At 66.6% G+C, this 14340-nt stretch carries 13 protein-coding genes and 2 pseudogenes; 8 read left to right on the top strand and 7 right to left on the bottom strand.

Annotated elements, in window-relative coordinates:
• The first annotated feature begins 199 nt into the window (after positions 1–199).
• A complete protein-coding gene (locus tag C2U47_RS18365) occupies positions 200–1369 on the top strand; it encodes an MFS transporter (protein WP_010674208.1) in 1170 nt (389 codons plus the stop codon).
• Positions 1370–1430: 61 nt separating this feature from the next.
• Here the strand turns inward: C2U47_RS18365 and C2U47_RS18360 are convergent, their stop codons facing one another.
• The 3 genes from C2U47_RS18360 to C2U47_RS18350 are packed head-to-tail and all read right to left on the bottom strand — an operon-like array spanning position 1431 to position 4271.
• Positions 1431–1544, bottom strand: a complete 114-nt coding sequence (locus tag C2U47_RS18360; RefSeq protein ID WP_010674207.1) for a CydX/CbdX family cytochrome bd oxidase small subunit — start codon at positions 1542–1544, stop codon at positions 1431–1433.
• Positions 1545–1572: 28 nt separating this feature from the next.
• Positions 1573–2700 carry a cytochrome d ubiquinol oxidase subunit II gene (cydB, locus tag C2U47_RS18355; RefSeq protein ID WP_010674206.1) on the bottom strand — a complete coding sequence of 376 codons (1128 nt, stop codon included), beginning with the start codon at positions 2698–2700 and terminating at the stop codon, positions 1573–1575.
• A complete protein-coding gene (locus C2U47_RS18350) occupies positions 2700–4271 on the bottom strand; it encodes a cytochrome ubiquinol oxidase subunit I (protein ID WP_010674205.1) in 1572 nt (523 codons plus the stop codon). The genes cydB and C2U47_RS18350 overlap by 1 nt, the downstream gene beginning before the upstream one ends.
• 120 nt (positions 4272–4391) lie before the next feature.
• Between C2U47_RS18350 and C2U47_RS18345 the strand changes: the two genes are divergently transcribed.
• The gene (locus C2U47_RS18345) at positions 4392–5840 is read left to right on the top strand and encodes an aminotransferase-like domain-containing protein (protein WP_010674204.1); all 1449 of its coding nucleotides are present in this window, start codon (positions 4392–4394) and stop codon (positions 5838–5840) included.
• A gap of 26 nt (positions 5841–5866) precedes the next feature.
• Here the strand turns inward: C2U47_RS18345 and C2U47_RS18340 are convergent, their stop codons facing one another.
• Both C2U47_RS18340 and C2U47_RS18335 read right to left on the bottom strand, forming a co-directional pair.
• The gene (locus C2U47_RS18340) at positions 5867–6325 is read right to left on the bottom strand and encodes a GNAT family N-acetyltransferase (RefSeq protein WP_010674203.1); all 459 of its coding nucleotides are present in this window, start codon (positions 6323–6325) and stop codon (positions 5867–5869) included.
• Positions 6326–6484: 159 nt separating this feature from the next.
• A complete protein-coding gene (locus C2U47_RS18335) occupies positions 6485–7135 on the bottom strand; it encodes a tellurite resistance TerB family protein (RefSeq protein WP_103261784.1) in 651 nt (216 codons plus the stop codon).
• Positions 7136–7309: 174 nt separating this feature from the next.
• Between C2U47_RS18335 and C2U47_RS18330 the strand changes: the two genes are divergently transcribed.
• The 3 genes and pseudogenes from C2U47_RS18330 (at position 7310) to C2U47_RS18320 (ending at position 8504) form a co-directional block, all read left to right on the top strand.
• Positions 7310–7777 carry an acyl-CoA thioesterase gene (locus tag C2U47_RS18330; protein ID WP_010674201.1) on the top strand — a complete coding sequence of 156 codons (468 nt, stop codon included), beginning with the start codon at positions 7310–7312 and terminating at the stop codon, positions 7775–7777.
• Positions 7778–7861: 84 nt separating this feature from the next.
• Positions 7862–8016, top strand: a pseudogene (gene rsmS, locus C2U47_RS18325) (pleiotropic regulatory protein RsmS).
• A gap of 20 nt (positions 8017–8036) precedes the next feature.
• On the top strand, positions 8037–8504 hold the full coding sequence (locus C2U47_RS18320; protein WP_010674199.1) for a GyrI-like domain-containing protein: 468 nt from the start codon (positions 8037–8039) through the stop codon (positions 8502–8504).
• A 16-nt stretch (positions 8505–8520) separates the two neighbouring features.
• On the opposite strand, the gene C2U47_RS18315 is transcribed toward C2U47_RS18320, so the two are convergent.
• Positions 8521–9363: a LysR family transcriptional regulator gene (locus C2U47_RS18315; protein ID WP_029314296.1), complete on the bottom strand. Its 843-nt coding sequence runs from the start codon at positions 9361–9363 to the stop codon at positions 8521–8523.
• 115 nt (positions 9364–9478) lie between these two features.
• On the opposite strand from C2U47_RS18315, the gene C2U47_RS18310 reads away from it, so the two are divergent.
• Positions 9479–9988 carry a nucleoside deaminase gene (locus C2U47_RS18310; protein ID WP_039038602.1) on the top strand — a complete coding sequence of 170 codons (510 nt, stop codon included), beginning with the start codon at positions 9479–9481 and terminating at the stop codon, positions 9986–9988.
• Positions 9981–11213: pseudogene (locus C2U47_RS18305) on the top strand (MFS transporter). Before C2U47_RS18310 ends, C2U47_RS18305 begins: the two are co-directional and overlap by 8 nt.
• 86 nt (positions 11214–11299) lie before the next feature.
• Here C2U47_RS18305 and rluF read toward each other — a convergent pair.
• The gene (gene rluF, locus C2U47_RS18300) at positions 11300–12313 is read right to left on the bottom strand and encodes a 23S rRNA pseudouridine(2604) synthase RluF (RefSeq protein ID WP_010674196.1); all 1014 of its coding nucleotides are present in this window, start codon (positions 12311–12313) and stop codon (positions 11300–11302) included.
• 571 nt (positions 12314–12884) lie between these two features.
• Between rluF and gdhA the strand changes: the two genes are divergently transcribed.
• Positions 12885–14228: an NADP-specific glutamate dehydrogenase gene (gene gdhA / locus C2U47_RS18295; protein WP_010674195.1), complete on the top strand. Its 1344-nt coding sequence runs from the start codon at positions 12885–12887 to the stop codon at positions 14226–14228.
• The last annotated feature ends 112 nt before the right edge of the window (positions 14229–14340 follow it).

Here is a 14340-nt window from a genome sequence, read left to right as displayed (position 1 = left end):
TCTGTACGCTTTGCCTCTGCACTCAACTCGCGCTGTACGGCCCACTCTTCTCTCTGCAACCTCAGCCACTCCCACTTTCACGGCCCCATTGCTGCTGATTTGGCAAAAGTAATTTGACGTTGCCGTCATTTTTACCAACAAACACCCTCGGCATACTGGCGCCATTCTCCCGTCGGGAGTCCCAATCCAAGGAGTTGTTATGCCACTGGCGTTATTTGCCCTCACCTTAAGTGCCTTTGCCATAGGCACCACCGAATTCGTGATCGTGGGGCTCATCCCCACCATCGCCGAGCAGCTCAATGTCTCGCTCCCCTCGGCGGGCCTGCTGGTCAGCCTCTATGCCCTTGGGGTGGCCATCGGCGCCCCCGTGCTCACGGCGCTCACCGGCAAGCTGCCGCGCAAGTGGCTGCTGGTGGGGCTGATGGCCCTCTTCACCGTCGGCAACCTGCTGGCCTGGCAGGCCCCCGGGTACGAGAGCCTGATTGTGGCCCGCATCCTCACCGGGCTGGCCCACGGGGTCTTCTTCTCGGTAGGCAGCACCATCGCCACGGGTCTCGTGGCCAAAGAGAAGGCGGCCAGCGCCATCGCCATCATGTTCAGCGGCCTCACGGTCGCCCTGGTGACCGGCGTCCCGCTTGGCACCTGGATTGGTCAGGTTTTCGGCTGGCGCGAAACCTTCCTGGTGGTGAGCCTGCTCGGCCTCGTCGCCATGGTGGGCAGCCTGCTGCTGGTACCGGGGAACCTGCCGAAGGGGGCCGCCTCCAGCGTTCGCGAGCAGCTCTCGGTGCTTACCAGAAAGCCCTTGCTGCTGGTCTACGCCAAGACGGCGCTCGGTTACGGCGGTGCCTTCACGGCGTTTACCTTCCTCGCCCCCATCCTGCAACAGGTGAGCGGCTTTAGCGCCGGCGCGGTGAGCCTCATTCTGCTGGTGTACGGGGTATCGGTCGCCGTCGGCAATATCTGGGGCGGCAAGCTCGCCGACCGGATGGGCCCATTGCCCGCTCTCAAGCTGCTGTTCGCCGGGCTCGCCGTGGTGCTGCTGGTGCTCACCTTCACCGCGCCGCACCCGGTGCTGGCGGTACTGACCGTGCTGGTGTGGGGCGCCTTCGCCTTTGGCAACGTGCCGGGTCTGCAGGTACTGGTGGTGAAACAGGCCGAGCGCCACACCCCCAATGCCGTGGATGTGGCCTCCGGCCTCAACATCGCCGCCTTCAACGTCGGCATTGCGCTGGGCTCCGTGGTCGGCGGTTTCGTGGTGGAGCACCTCGGCCTGATGCACACCCCCTGGATTGGCGCCCTCATCGTCCTGCTGGCCTACGGCCTCACCCATGTCAGCGAAGCGGGCGAGCGCCGCGCCGCCCTTGCCTGACCCCGGGCATGAAAAAGGCCGACACCCTGTGTCGGCCTTTTTCATGGACAAGATGCGAGGCTCAGGGCTCCTTGAGATCCTCATCGGCGGCCCAGCGCGCCTCCAGCCAGAGCAGGTTGACCAGCCCGCAGAGCAAGGCGAACCCCAGCCCCAGCAACCAGGTGAAATACCACATATCGCGTTGATCCTTGTGTTGAAGCGGATTAGTAGAGGCTGTGGCCGTGCTGGCGCACCTGTTCGGCGCTGACCCTGCCGCGCACCACCCGGTAGACCCAAAGGGTGTAGCCGATGTTGACCGGCATCAGTACCCCGACGATCCCCAGCATGATAAGCAGGGTGCGCTCGCTGGAGGTGCTGTCCCACAGGGTCAGGCTGCTGGCCGGATCCAGGGACGAGGGCAGCACGAAGGGGAAGAGCGCGATGGCCACAGTCAGCATCATGGCGGCGCAGGCACCGCCGCTGGCCACGAGAGCCAGCCCGGACTTGCCGAGGCGGCTTGCCAGCGCGCACACCAGGGGCAGCAGCAGCCCGAGCACAGGCACGGCCCAGAGCACCGGATGGGCGACAAAGTTGCCAAGCCAGCCCGCCGGCACCGCCACCACCTCTTTCATCAGCGGAGTGAGGGCGCCGTTGAGATCGCCGATGGCCGTGATGCGATATCCCGCCATCTCCCCAAGCCAGACGCCGCCAAGGGCAAAGAGGGCGCTCGCCAGGGGGCCGAGCCAGAGGGCGAGGCGGGCGCTGCGCGCCGCTATGGCTCCCTGTGTCTTGCACTGCAGGAAGCTGGCACCGTGCAGCAAGAGCAGCGCCAGCGCCGTCCCCATGGCGGTCAACAGCAGCGGCCAGTGGAACGCAAAGGCGCCATAGTGGATGCGAAGGGCCGCATCGAAGCGAAACGGCAGCCCTTGCAGCACCAGGCCAAGGGTGGCACCAAACACCAGGGTCGGCAGCAGACCGCCCACCACCAGGGCGCGGTCCCACCAGCGGCGCCAGACCGGGTCCGGCAGCTTGCTGCGATAGTCAAAGCCCACCGGGCGCAAAAAGAGGCCGAACAGCAGGAACATGAAGGGCACGTAAAGCGCCGAGAAGGCGGCGGCATAGACCAGGGGCCAGGCGGCAAACAGGGTGCCGGCACCGGCGATGATCCACACCTGGTTGCCCTCCCACACCGGCCCCACGCTGTTGAGCAACACCCGCCGCTCGTCATCCGTCTTGCCGACCACGGGCAGCAGCATGCCGACCCCGAGATCGAAGCCATCCATTACCACGAAGCCGACCAGCAGGAAGAGCACCAGCCCCCACCAGATCACTTTCAGGGTTTCGTAATCCATCAGGCAGGACTCCCGTTTTGCAACACTTCACCTTGATAACGACCCGTCTGCAGGCTGGCAGGCCCTTTGCGGATCACATGACGCAACAAGAACAACTCCACCACCAGCAGACTGCTGTAGATGAGGAAGATGGCGATGAGGCTGAACCAGAGCTGCCCCGGTTGCAGCAGGGAGACGGAGGCCGACACCGGCAGCACGTCGCTGATGGTCCAGGGCTGGCGACCGAACTCCGCCACGAACCAGCCCGCCTCGATGGCAATCCAGGGCAGCGGAATAGACCAGAGCAGGGCCCTGAGCAGCCGCGGGGATTGCACCAGCCTGCCCCGGCACAGTTGCAGGAAGGCGGCGGCAAAGAGCACCAGCAGCGCCACGCCGATGCCCACCATCAGGCGAAAGCTCCAGAACAGCGGCGCCACCTGGGGGATGGAGTCCGCCACCGCCTTGGCGATGGCCGCCTCGTCCGCCTTGCCAATCTCCTTGGCATAGGGGGTGAGCAAGAGGCCGTAGCCGAGATCGGCGCGGTGGCGCTCGAAGGTGGCCCTGGCCTCGGCATTGCGACCATCCGCTCGCAGGGCTTCCAGGGCGTCGTACGCCTGCATGCCGCTGCGAATGCGCGCCTCGTGCTGCGCTTTCAGATCTTTGAGGCCCGTTACCTGTTCATCCAGGGAGCGGGTGGCGATGATGCCCATCAGATAGGGGATCTTGATGGCCGCGTGGGTGGTCTCGGCACGCTGATCCGGCAGGCCGAACAGGGTGAAGGAGGCAGGAGCGGGTTCTGTCTCCCACTCCGCCTCGATGGCGGCGAGCTTGACCTTCTGCACCTCCCCCGAGCGATAGCCCGACTCGTCCCCGAGCACGATGACCGAGAGGATGGCCGCGAGGCCAAAACCCGAGGCGATGGCAAAGGATCGCAGGGCGAAGCGCACCTCCATGCCGCGCAGCAGATACCAGCTGCTCACCCCCATCACGAACAGGGAGGCCGCCACATAGCCCGCCGCCACCGTGTGGACGAACTTGACCTGGGCCACCGGGTTGAAGATGACCGCGGCCACATCCACCAGCTCCATGCGCATGGTCATGGGGTTGAACTCGGCGCCGACCGGGTTTTGCATCCAGCCGTTGGCGATGAGGATCCAGAGGGCGGAGAGGTTGGAGCCGAGCGCCACCAGCATGGTCACCAGCAGATGCTGACCGCGGGAGAGCTTGTCCCAGCCGAAGAAGAAGAGGCCCACCAATGTGGACTCGAGGAAGAAGGCCATCAGCCCCTCCACCGCCAGCGGCGTGCCGAAGATATCGCCGACATAGTGGGAGTAATAGGCCCAGTTGGTCCCGAACTGGAACTCCAGGGTGATCCCGGTGGTCACCCCCATCACGAAGTTGATGCCAAACAGCTTGCCCCAGAAGCGGGTGATGTCCTTGTAGATCACCTTGCCGGTCATCACGTAGGCCGACTCGGCGATCACCAGGATCCAGGACAGCCCCAGGGTGAGGGGCACAAACAGAAAGTGGAACATCGCCGTCGCCCCGAACTGCATTCGGGAGAGGCTGACCACATCATCCAGGCTTATCATGCATGACTCTCTATGTTGCATTTAACGGACAGGTTTTCGCCCGCCAAGTACACCATGGTCCATGACACCTATAACAGATGCAGTTATAGTGAAAAACACCTATAACAGTTTGGGCCCACCATGTCCCGCTACGGCCAGTTGGCAGACCAGCTGCAACAGCAGATCACGAGCGGCCTCTGGCAGCCGGGGGAGCGCATCCCCTCCATCCGCCAGAGCTGCAAGACCCACGGCCTCAGCCCCATGACGGTGCTCCAGGCCTATCAGTTGCTCGAAAGCCGGGGCCTCATCCTGGCGCGGCCCCAGTCCGGCTACTACGTCAAGGCCGCGAGCACGGCCCGGCGGGAGAGCCAGCCCCAGCAGGCCCGCTACAGCGGCTCGGTGGACATCAACGATCTGGTGTTCGAAGTGCTGCAGGCGAGCAAGTCACGGGAGCTGGTGCCCCTTGGCATGGCGGTGGCGGACCCGACACTCTTCCCCCACCCCCAACTCGGTCGGGCCCTCGGCAGTTGCATGCGCCGCCTCGACCCCTTCAGCACGGTGGCAGATCTGCCCCCCGGCAACGAGGCACTGCGCCGCGCCATCGCCCGGCGCTACGCCGGCGAGGGGATGGCGGTGGATCCCCAGCAGATCATCATCACCACGGGGGCCATGGAGGCGCTTTCCCTCAGTCTTCAGGTGCTGACCGAGCCCGGCGACTGGGTGGTGGTGGAGTCCCCCACCTTCTACGGCGCCCTGCAGGCCATCGAGCGGCTCAAGCTCAAGGTGGTGGAGATCCCGGTGATCCCCGGGGTGGGGATCGATCTCGCCCTGCTGGAGGAGGCCCTCGCCCAGCGCCCCGTCAAGGCGTGCTGGCTGATGGGCAATGTGCAGCACCCCCTCGGCCACACCATGCCCGATGAGCACAAGCAGGCGCTGATGGCGCTGCTCAACCGCCATCAGGTCCCCCTGGTGGAGGATGACGTCTACGCGGAGCTCTATGTCGGGCGCGAGCGGCCAAGGCCCATCACCCATTGGGATGCGCGGGGAGAGAGCCTGCTGTGCGGCTCCTGGACCAAGTGTCTGGCGCCGGGCTTTCGGGTCGGCTGGGTGGTGGCGAAGCGCCACGCCGAGCGCATCCAGCGGCTGCAACTGATGTCGACACTCTCGACCAATGTGCCCAGTCAGCTGGCGCTGGCCGACATGCTGCGCCAGGGCGGGGTGGACGCCCACTTTCGCCGCCTGCGCCACACCTTGGCCCAGCGCCAGCAGCAGATGCGGGCAGCCCTGATGCGCCTCTTCCCCGAGGCGCGCATCTCTTCCCCCGACGGGGGCTACTTTCTCTGGCTCGAATTTGACGCCCGCCTCGATGGCCGGGCGCTCTATGCCAGCGCCATCGAACAGGGGGTCTCCATCGCCCCCGGGGCCCTCTTCTCCAGCCAGGGCCAGCACAACCACTGCCTGCGCCTCAACAGCTCCCATCCCTGGAGCCCGCAACTGGACGCGGCGCTCAACCGGCTTGCGAGCCTCATCGCCCGGCAACGGGAAACCTGGCAGAGCCCCCCTGACGCCTCACACGACAAGGGCCCGTAACGGGCCCTTTTGCAAGCGAGTGCGCCTTACCTGGCCATGGTCTGTGACTGGGCCTTGAAGCCCAATCGCTCGTAGAGGGCCCTGGCCCGCTCGTTGAAAGCCATCACCTCCAGGCGCAGCTGGCTTGCGCCCCGTGCCTTGCCCCACTGGTCCCCGTGGGCGATCAGCGCCCGGCCGATGCCCCGGGAGCGCAGCCCCTCATCCACCACCACGGTCGTGATGCGGCAGACGGGCAGCTTGCTGAGAAAGGGGACGCTCTCGTTGAGGTCGATGCGGGCGGTGAGAAAGCCCGCCACCTCCCCCGCCACCACCGCCACGCAGAAAAGACGCGCCTCGTCGGCTATGGCGCCGAGCAAGAAGGCCCTGTCCTCCGGGGACGGGGGACAGAACACCTCGGGCACCTGCTCGAAGTGGAGCTGACCTATCTGCCGGTTCAGGGCCAGAATGGCGTCGATATCCTGTTCAGTTGCCTTGCGAATGTCCACCTGATGCTCCTTGCAGTGAGGGTCGCCAGCAAGGAAAGAGGCTCGGCAGTCACCCTTTGGAACCCGCATCTTATCGGCTCGTCACGGCAATCAACAGCCCCCGGCAACGACAAGGCCCCATGACGGGGCCTTGTGGACAATCCTGATGGCAATGCGGGCTCAGCCCGGCGCCCCCAGCTGGGCCACCTGGCGCTCTATGCTCCCCTTGAGGTTGTCATCCAGCTTCAAGGCACGCGCCAGCTCGTCCAGATAGCCGCGCTCCATGAAGTGATCCATCTCGATGGTGAGCAGGGAGGCGAGGTAGACCTCGGTCGCCAGCTCCATGTCGGTCACTTCTCGCGCCAGGACATGGGGGTCGAGGGGGCGGGAGAGCTCGGCGTCAATCCAGCGGGCCGCATCCCGCTCCCCCTGTTCGGTCAGGTACTCCTGGATCTTCTGGCGCTCGGCGGCATCGATGTGGCCGTCGGCCCGGGCCGCCGCCACCATGGCGCGCACCAGCAGATTGGCGCGGGCATCCAGGGCCTTGCCCTCCAGGGTGTCCAGGGGCTGGGTCGGCTGGGCCGGGGTGGACTGCTGGGTCTGCCAGTCCTGATAGAGTTTGTAGGCCAGCCCCCCGAGAGCCGCCGCGCCCCCCACCGCCGCCACCTTGGTGCCATATTTGCGCATCTTCTTGTTGCCAAGCAGCAGCGCCATAGCCCCGGCGGCCAATCCCCCCTGCGCCATGCCCTTCATCTGGGCCTTGCGCGTGTCACCACCGTCGTTGAGCCAGCCCTTGCCAGCTCCCATCAATTGCTCCAGCATCTGTTTCATGGGGCCTCCTCCCTCGCGTGATGAGTCATGCTGGGCCGCCTGCGCTGAACTCAAGGTGAATGACGGCGCAGGCAAGAGGAGGCGCTGGTTGGATCAGTGTCGGCCCCGCCCACTGTTATTGTCCCCGGGGGACAGCCAAGGAGTCCCCCCCTTGCCTCGACATAAGGAAGTACCATGAGCGCCCGTGAACTGACCCTGCAATTTCTCGCCGAACCCGCCGACGTCAACTTTGGCGGCAAAGTCCATGGCGGCATGGTAATGAAGTGGATTGACCAGGCCGGCTACGCCTGCGCCGCCGGCTGGTGTGGCGGCTATGCCGTCACCGTCTATGTGGGGGGCATCCGCTTCTTGCGTCCCATCCAGATAGGCCAACTGGTGGAGGTACACGCCAAGGTGATCCACACCGGCACCACCAGCATGCACCTGGCGGTGGATGTCTACAGCCGCCACCCCACCGACCCGGAGCGGCGCAAGACCACCCACTGCATCATCATCTTCGTGGCCATGGACGAGCATGGCAAACCCACTCCGGTGCCCCAGTGGCAGCCGGTGAGCGAGAGCGATCTGCAGTTGCAGCAGTACGCCAAAAAGCTGATGGCCCTGCGCGAGGAGCTGGACAAGGAGATGCGCCAGCACATGTGACCCGTCCCGCCCCGGGCTGCCGGGGCGTGTCTTCGCGCCGCCGGGCGCTATAATGGCGACCACCCTTGCCCTTGAGAACCCAAGATGTCCCTGGAAAATGCCCCCCCGAGGTCCAGCTCGCGGTGGATCTGATCGAACTGCTGGAAACCAACCACATCGCCCCCGCGCTGGCCCTGGCGGCACTCGCCATCGTTCGCCGGGATTATGAGCGCAAGCTCGAGGAAGGTCGGGAGGCCTGAGCGCCCCCGCAGGAGGCACCATGTCAGCACCCATTCGCATCGAACAAGGCCGCGCCATGCTCCTCGGGGGGCTGCGCCGTCACCACCCCTTCGAGCAGGGGGACTTCGCCGGCCAGTGGCGCGACCTCAGCGCCCTGCTTCCCCTGCCGGGGCAGCTCGGTGAGCACGCCTATGGCGTCATCTGCGCCGCCACCGACACCCACTGCGAATACCTCTGCGGGGTGGAGGTCGCCACCCTGGAGGTGCTGCCTCCCGGGCTTGGCCGCATGCGCATCGCCCCCCAGACCTACGCCATCTTCTTGCATCAGGGGCATGTCGCGACCCTGCCGCACACCTGGAGGCAGGCCCTGGCGTGGCTCGCGCAATCGGACTATCAATCTGCCCAGCAGCCGGATTTCGAGCGCTACGGCGCCCGCTTTGACGCCGCCACCGGCAGCGGCGAAGTGGAAATCTGGCTCGCCGTGGTGCCGAAACTGGCCCTGGCCTGACCCCTGGCCGCCCGGGCTACCTCGGCCCCATCACCTCGTCACAGAGCGCGATCAGCGCCTCCCCCAGGCGAGCGAGGGGCTCGCTCGTGCCCGGCCCCTGGTGCAGGGCCAGCTCCACCGAGCGCACCGCAGGCCAGTGGGCCAGCACCACCTGATCCGGTTGCAGCAGGCGCGCCGGCAGCAGGCTGACCCCGATCCCCGCGCTCACCGCCCCTTGCAGGCTGGCGAGACTGCCGCTCACGTAGGCGATGCGCCAGGGGATCCCCTCGGCATCCAGGGCGTCGGTCATCTGGCGCCGGTAGAGCCCCTCGCTTGGAAACACCACCAGAGGCAGGGGGTCGCGCCCGGCGGCGGGCCACTCCCGGCTGTCAACCCAGGCCAGGGGCTCGCGCCAGCGGGCGATGGGCTCCCCCTGGCCGCGCCCCTGCTTGATGAGGGCCAGATCCAGCTCTCCCCCTTCGAACGCCTGCCACAGGGCATGGCTGAGATCGCTTTGTACCTCCAGCCGCACCTGCGGGTGCGCGCGGGCGAAGGCGGCCAGCACCGGGGTCATGGCCCCCGCGGCAAAATCCTCCGGCACCCCGAGGCGCAGGGGGTGGCTCGCCTCGCTCACCCGCTCCCCCGCCCGGGCCAGCAGCCCCAGGATGCGGCGCGCCAGCCCGAGCAGGGTCTCCCCCTGGGCCGTGGTCACCACCTGGCGGCCGGATCGGTCGAGCAGGGTGCAGCCCAGCTGCTGCTCCAGGCGGCGCATCTGCTGGCTCAGGGTGGACTGGGTGAGGTGGATACGCTCGGCGGCGCGGGTAAAGCTGCCGGTTTCGACGATGGCGACGAAGCTCTGCAGCAATTGGGGGTCCAGCAGGGGGCGCTCCATGGGCAATCTCCATTTATAAAACCACTGGAAGTCATTTTATCATTTAATTTCCAAATGATGCGGCGACCCTCTAGGCTGCTGTCCTCCCCCTTTTTGCCAGGATATGACCATGCCACCCCCTTCCCAGTCCGGTGCCCGCCTCCTCAACTCCCTCACCGCCGCCTCGGCCCCCAGCCATCAGGAGTGGCTGGAGCAGGCCCTGCACCTGGCCCTGACCCATCGCCAGCAAGGGGGGCGCCCCTTCGCCGCCCTGCTGGTGAGGGAGAACCGGCTGGTGGCGAGCGCCGTCAACCGCATGCTGGAGGCGGGGGACCCCACCCGTCACGCGGAGCTGGAAGCGCTGCGGGAAGGGAGTCGCCAGGGGCCGCTGGCCGGGGCCATCGTCTATGCCAGCGGGCACCCCTGCCCCATGTGCCTGTCGGCCCTGGTGATGAACGGTATCCAGGCGGTCTACTACGCCTTTGACAACGACGATGCCGCCCCCTTCGGCTTTGACAGCCGCGCGGCCTACGCGGCGCTGCGACTGCCGCTGAGTCCGCCGCCCCTGCCCCTCATCAAGCTGGCGAGCCCCATCGCGGCCGAAACCCTCTACGGTCCCCTGCCCCATGCATAAGCGCCTTCTCCCCCCGGGCAGCGGCGCCTTGCTGGTGCTGGTGATCCTCATCGCCCTCAACCTGCGCCCCTTCCTCACCGCCATCGGCCCCTTGGCCCCTCGCATCGACGCGAGGCTGGCCCTCGGGGTAGATACCCTGGCCTGGGTCACCCTGCTGCCCCTCTGGCTTATCGGGGTCGGCGTGCTGCTCACCCCGGCGCTCCTGGGTCGCACGGGCCCGCGCCCCCTGCTCGGGACGGCCCTGCTGCTGCTCGCCCTTGGCAGCGCCCTGCGCGTCGATCTGGCGAGCGGCACCCTGCTCATCGCCAGCGCCGCCCTGTGCGGGCTGGGCTCGGCCCTGGTGCAGGGGGTGCTGCCCGGCCTCATCAAGGAGGGGTTCGCCCAAAAGGTGCCCCTGGTGATGGGGATCTTCTCCGCCTGCATGATGGGGGGCGGGGCGCTCGGGGCCGTGCTCACCCCGCGCCTTGCCGAGTATCTGGACTGGTCTCGGGCACTGGCGCTCTGGGGCCTGCCGGTGCTGCTGGCCCTCGGCTGGCTGGCCTGGCGGGTGCCCCTGCCTACCCCGGCCCGCACGCCCGCCCCCACCGGGGAGCAGCGGCTGCTCCCCCTGCCCCGCACCTGGCTGCTCATCGCCTGCTTTGGCATCATCAACAGCGGCTACGGCATCGTCGTGGCCTGGCTGGCCCCGGCCTACATGGCGGCGGGCTGGAGCGCCCAGCAAGGGGGGGAGCTGGTGGCCTGGCTCGCCCTGGCCCAGACCGCGAGCGGCCTTGGCCTGCCTCTGCTGGCAGCCGGTCGGCTGGACCGCCGCCCCTGGATGGCGCTGGCCATCGCCATGTAGCTGGCGGGCTTTGGCGGCCTCTGGCTCGGTCCCCAGACCGCCCCTCTGCTCTGGTGTTTGCTGTGCGGCGCCGGGCTTGGGGGGAGCTTCTCCCTCATCATGGTGATTGCGCTGGATCACCTGCCCGACCCACGCCGGGCGGGCGCCCTCTGCGCCCTGATGCAGGGGGTCGGCTTCATGGTGGCGGCTACCGGCCCCTGGGTGGCGGCCCGCCTGCACCATGCAAGCGGTGACTTCGCTGCCGCCTGGCAGTGGCAGCTCGGTGCCCTGGTCCTGATGAGCCTGCTGGTGGTGCGTCTCAACCCGCGCCACTACCCAGGGGCCATGGGCCTGCCCCCGGAGCAGGCCATGGCTGTGCAGACGGCAGGCCACAAGCCCGCCTGATCCGGCGAGCACTGGCCTTGGAGGCCAGAAAGCACAACACCGGCCTTGGCCGGTGTTGTTCATCAGGGTGCGGGAAGGCCTGGCGCTCAGCGCCCCTTCTTCTGGCGCCCACCCTGCCCTGGCCGCGGTTTGCCCGGGGCGGGTTTGCCCCCCTTGCCGGGCGCGCTTTTACCTGCTGCCCCTTTGCTGGCAGCCCCTTTGCCCGCCCCGCCCTTGCCTGCGGGGCTCTTCTTCTCGAAGGCCTCGGGGCCCGGCACATTGGGCCGCCCGCCAATCTCGTGATCGTCGCTGCGCCGCGGCTTCTTGCCCTGGGCCGGGGTGCCGGCCGCAGCCGCCTTGGGCTTGGCAACCTGAGCCCCCTTGGCCGGTTTCGCCTCGGAGGAGGAGTCCTCAATGAGCTTGAACAGCTCGATCAGCTCGTCGTCGGTGAGATCGCGCCACTCCCCCACCGGCAGCCCCTTGAGGCTGACGTTCATGATGCGGATGCGCTCGAGCTTGGTCACCTCGAAGCCGAAGTGCTCGCACATGCGGCGGATCTGGCGGTTCAGCCCCTGCACCAGGGTGATGCGAAACACGAAGGGCGCCTCTCGCTTCACCTTGCACTTCTTGGTGACGGTGCCGAGGATGGGCACCCCGGCCGCCATGCCCCGGACGAACTCGTCGGTCACCGGCTTGTCCACGGTCACCAGGTACTCTTTCTCGTGATCGTTGCCCGCCCGCAGGATCTTGTTCACCAGATCCCCGTGGTTGGTGAGGAAGATGAGCCCTTGGGAGTCCTTGTCGAGGCGACCGATGGGGAAGATGCGGGTGCTGTGGTTGACGAAGTCGACGATGTTGTCCTTCTCCCCCGCCTCCGTGGTGCTGACGATGCCCACCGGCTTGTTGAGGGCGATGAAGACCAGGCTGTCGGCCTCGCGCGGCTCGATCACCTGACCGTTGACCTTGACCAGATCCCCGGCAAACACCTGATCCCCCACCCCGGCCCGCTTGCCGTTGATGAAGACGTTGCCCTGCTCGATGAAACGATCGGCCTCACGACGGGAGCAGATGCCGCTCTCGCTGATGTATTTGTTCAGGCGCATGGATTCATCGGCCAGCATGGGTCACCTCCCGGGTCGGATGGGCCTTGAGAATGGCAGGCTGGATCAGCCGCGCTGTGGTCGGGTTCGTCTGCATACAACTCCATGAAATAAGGGCCTGCGCCCTGCATGTTCGGCAAAAAACGCCGCTACAGTAGCACATTGCACGCGCCCGCGCCCGGCCCCGTCGCCCCCTGGCTGCTGGCTCATGGGTGGTGCTGCCCCTGATGCAACAGCAGGCCCCCCATTATCCAGCGTGCGGTGACGCCGCGGCCCTGATTGGGCTGCACCGCGCACTCCCCGCCTCTTTTCACTTCATGGTGCTCACTTCATGGGCCGGGCCCCCACCGCCGAAGATAGGGTGCGGCCTTTGGCAGATAGCCAGATGATCTAACGCTTGATATTTATCCAGCAAAAATGCATAAAAAGATTTTGGTCATCGCGAATTATCTGCTCTGACCCGCCGACGACGGGAAATGACACCCCCATCGGGGCGCAACAACGGGCCCCTTGAGCCCCGCGAACCCTGAAGACGGGCATGATCCCCTCTCTGGCAGGACGCCACTTTCATCATTCACGACAGGAGTTAAAGATGAGTCATTCCCTCTCCCAGGAGGCCTTCCTGGCCCAGGTCGCCAGCCGCAACCCTCACCAGCCCGAGTTCATCCAGGCCGTGAGCGAGGTGATCGCCTCCATCTGGCCCTATGTGGAGCGCCACCCCCGCTACCTGCAACACGGCCTGCTGGAGCGACTGGTGGAACCCGAGCGCCTGGTGCAGTTTCGGGTGAGCTGGGTGGATGACCAGGGTCGGGTGCAGGTGAACCGCGGCTACCGGGTGCAGCACAGCTCCGCCATCGGCCCCTTCAAGGGCGGCATGCGCTTCCACCCCTCGGTGGATCTCTCTGTGCTGAAATTCCTCGCCTTCGAGCAGACCTTCAAGAACGCCCTCACCACCCTGCCCATGGGCGGCGGCAAAGGGGGCAGCGATTTCGATCCCAAGGGCAAGAGCGAAGGAGAAGTGATGCGCTTCTGCCAGGCCCTGATGCTGGAGCTCTATCGCCACCTGGGGGCCAACACCGACGTGCCGGCGGGCGACATCGGGGTGGGCGGGCGCGAGGTGAGCTACATGGCGGGCATGATGAAGAAGCTCACCAACAGCGCCGAGTGCGTCTTCACCGGCAAGGGACTCTCCTTTGGCGGCAGCCTCATTCGTCCGGAAGCCACCGGCTACGGCCTGCTCTACTTTGTCGACGCCATGCTGGCCCATCGCGGCCAGTCCCTCGATGGCCTGCGGGTCTCGGTGTCGGGCTCAGGCAACGTGGCCCAGTACGCTATCGAGAAGGCGATGGCCCTCGGCGCCCGCGTCATCACCGCCTCCGACTCCGGCGGCACCGTCTATGATCCGGACGGCTTCACCCCCGAGAAGCTGGCCCGCCTGATGGCGCTTAAAAACGAGCAGCGCAAGCGGGTCGCCGATTACGCCCATGAGCTCGGGCTCGAGTTCTTCAGCGGCCGCACCCCCTGGCACCTGGCGACCGACGTCGCCCTCCCCTGCGCCACCCAGAACGAGCTGGATGCCGAAGATGCGGTGCAGCTTATTGCCAACGGCGTGCAGCTGGTGGCCGAGGGGGCCAACATGCCCTCCAGCGCCGCCGCCATCCGTCTCTTCCACGAAGCAAAGGTGCTGTTCGCCCCGGGCAAGGCGGCCAACGCCGGCGGGGTTGCCACCTCGGGCCTCGAGATGAGCCAGAATGCCCAGCGCCTCTCCTGGACCCGGGAGGAGGTGGACGCCCGCCTCAAGGGGATCATGACCAGTATCCATGCCACCTGTGTCCGTTACGGTCAGGATGATGGTCATGTGAACTACGAAAGCGGCGCCAATATTGCCGGCTTCGTCAAGGTGGCCGACGCCATGCTGGCGCAAGGGGTCTGCTAGTCACGCCATTTCCCGTGACATCCCCCAAAGCAACAGGGCAGCCCATGGCTGCCCTGTTGTGTTATCTGCATAGCTGTTGCTTTAACCTGGGCGACGCAGGTTGCATGCCCGA

This window comes from Aeromonas sp. ASNIH7, from assembly GCF_002903485.1.
GTDB classification, from domain to species: domain Bacteria; phylum Pseudomonadota; class Gammaproteobacteria; order Enterobacterales; family Aeromonadaceae; genus Aeromonas; species Aeromonas caviae.
This window is presented reverse-complemented; position numbering and strand designations above follow the sequence as displayed.

Excerpts from the sequence above, each read along its gene's own strand:
- C2U47_RS18365 (WP_010674208.1), top strand. The coding sequence starts at position 200 with ATGCCACTGGCGTTATTTGCCCTCACCTTAAGTGCCTTTGCCATAGGC.
- cydB (WP_010674206.1), bottom strand. The coding sequence starts at position 2,700 with ATGGATTACGAAACCCTGAAAGTGATCTGGTGGGGGCTGGTGCTCTTC.
- C2U47_RS18310 (WP_039038602.1), top strand. The coding sequence starts at position 9,479 with ATGACCATGCCACCCCCTTCCCAGTCCGGTGCCCGCCTCCTCAACTCC.
- C2U47_RS18360 (WP_010674207.1), bottom strand. The coding sequence starts at position 1,544 with ATGTGGTATTTCACCTGGTTGCTGGGGCTGGGGTTCGCCTTGCTCTGC.
- C2U47_RS18350 (WP_010674205.1), bottom strand. The coding sequence starts at position 4,271 with ATGATAAGCCTGGATGATGTGGTCAGCCTCTCCCGAATGCAGTTCGGG.
- C2U47_RS18320 (WP_010674199.1), top strand. The coding sequence starts at position 8,037 with ATGTCAGCACCCATTCGCATCGAACAAGGCCGCGCCATGCTCCTCGGG.
- C2U47_RS18330 (WP_010674201.1), top strand. The coding sequence starts at position 7,310 with ATGAGCGCCCGTGAACTGACCCTGCAATTTCTCGCCGAACCCGCCGAC.
- rluF (WP_010674196.1), bottom strand. The coding sequence starts at position 12,313 with ATGCTGGCCGATGAATCCATGCGCCTGAACAAATACATCAGCGAGAGC.
- C2U47_RS18345 (WP_010674204.1), top strand. The coding sequence starts at position 4,392 with ATGTCCCGCTACGGCCAGTTGGCAGACCAGCTGCAACAGCAGATCACG.
- C2U47_RS18335 (WP_103261784.1), bottom strand. The coding sequence starts at position 7,135 with ATGAAACAGATGCTGGAGCAATTGATGGGAGCTGGCAAGGGCTGGCTC.
- gdhA (WP_010674195.1), top strand. The coding sequence starts at position 12,885 with ATGAGTCATTCCCTCTCCCAGGAGGCCTTCCTGGCCCAGGTCGCCAGC.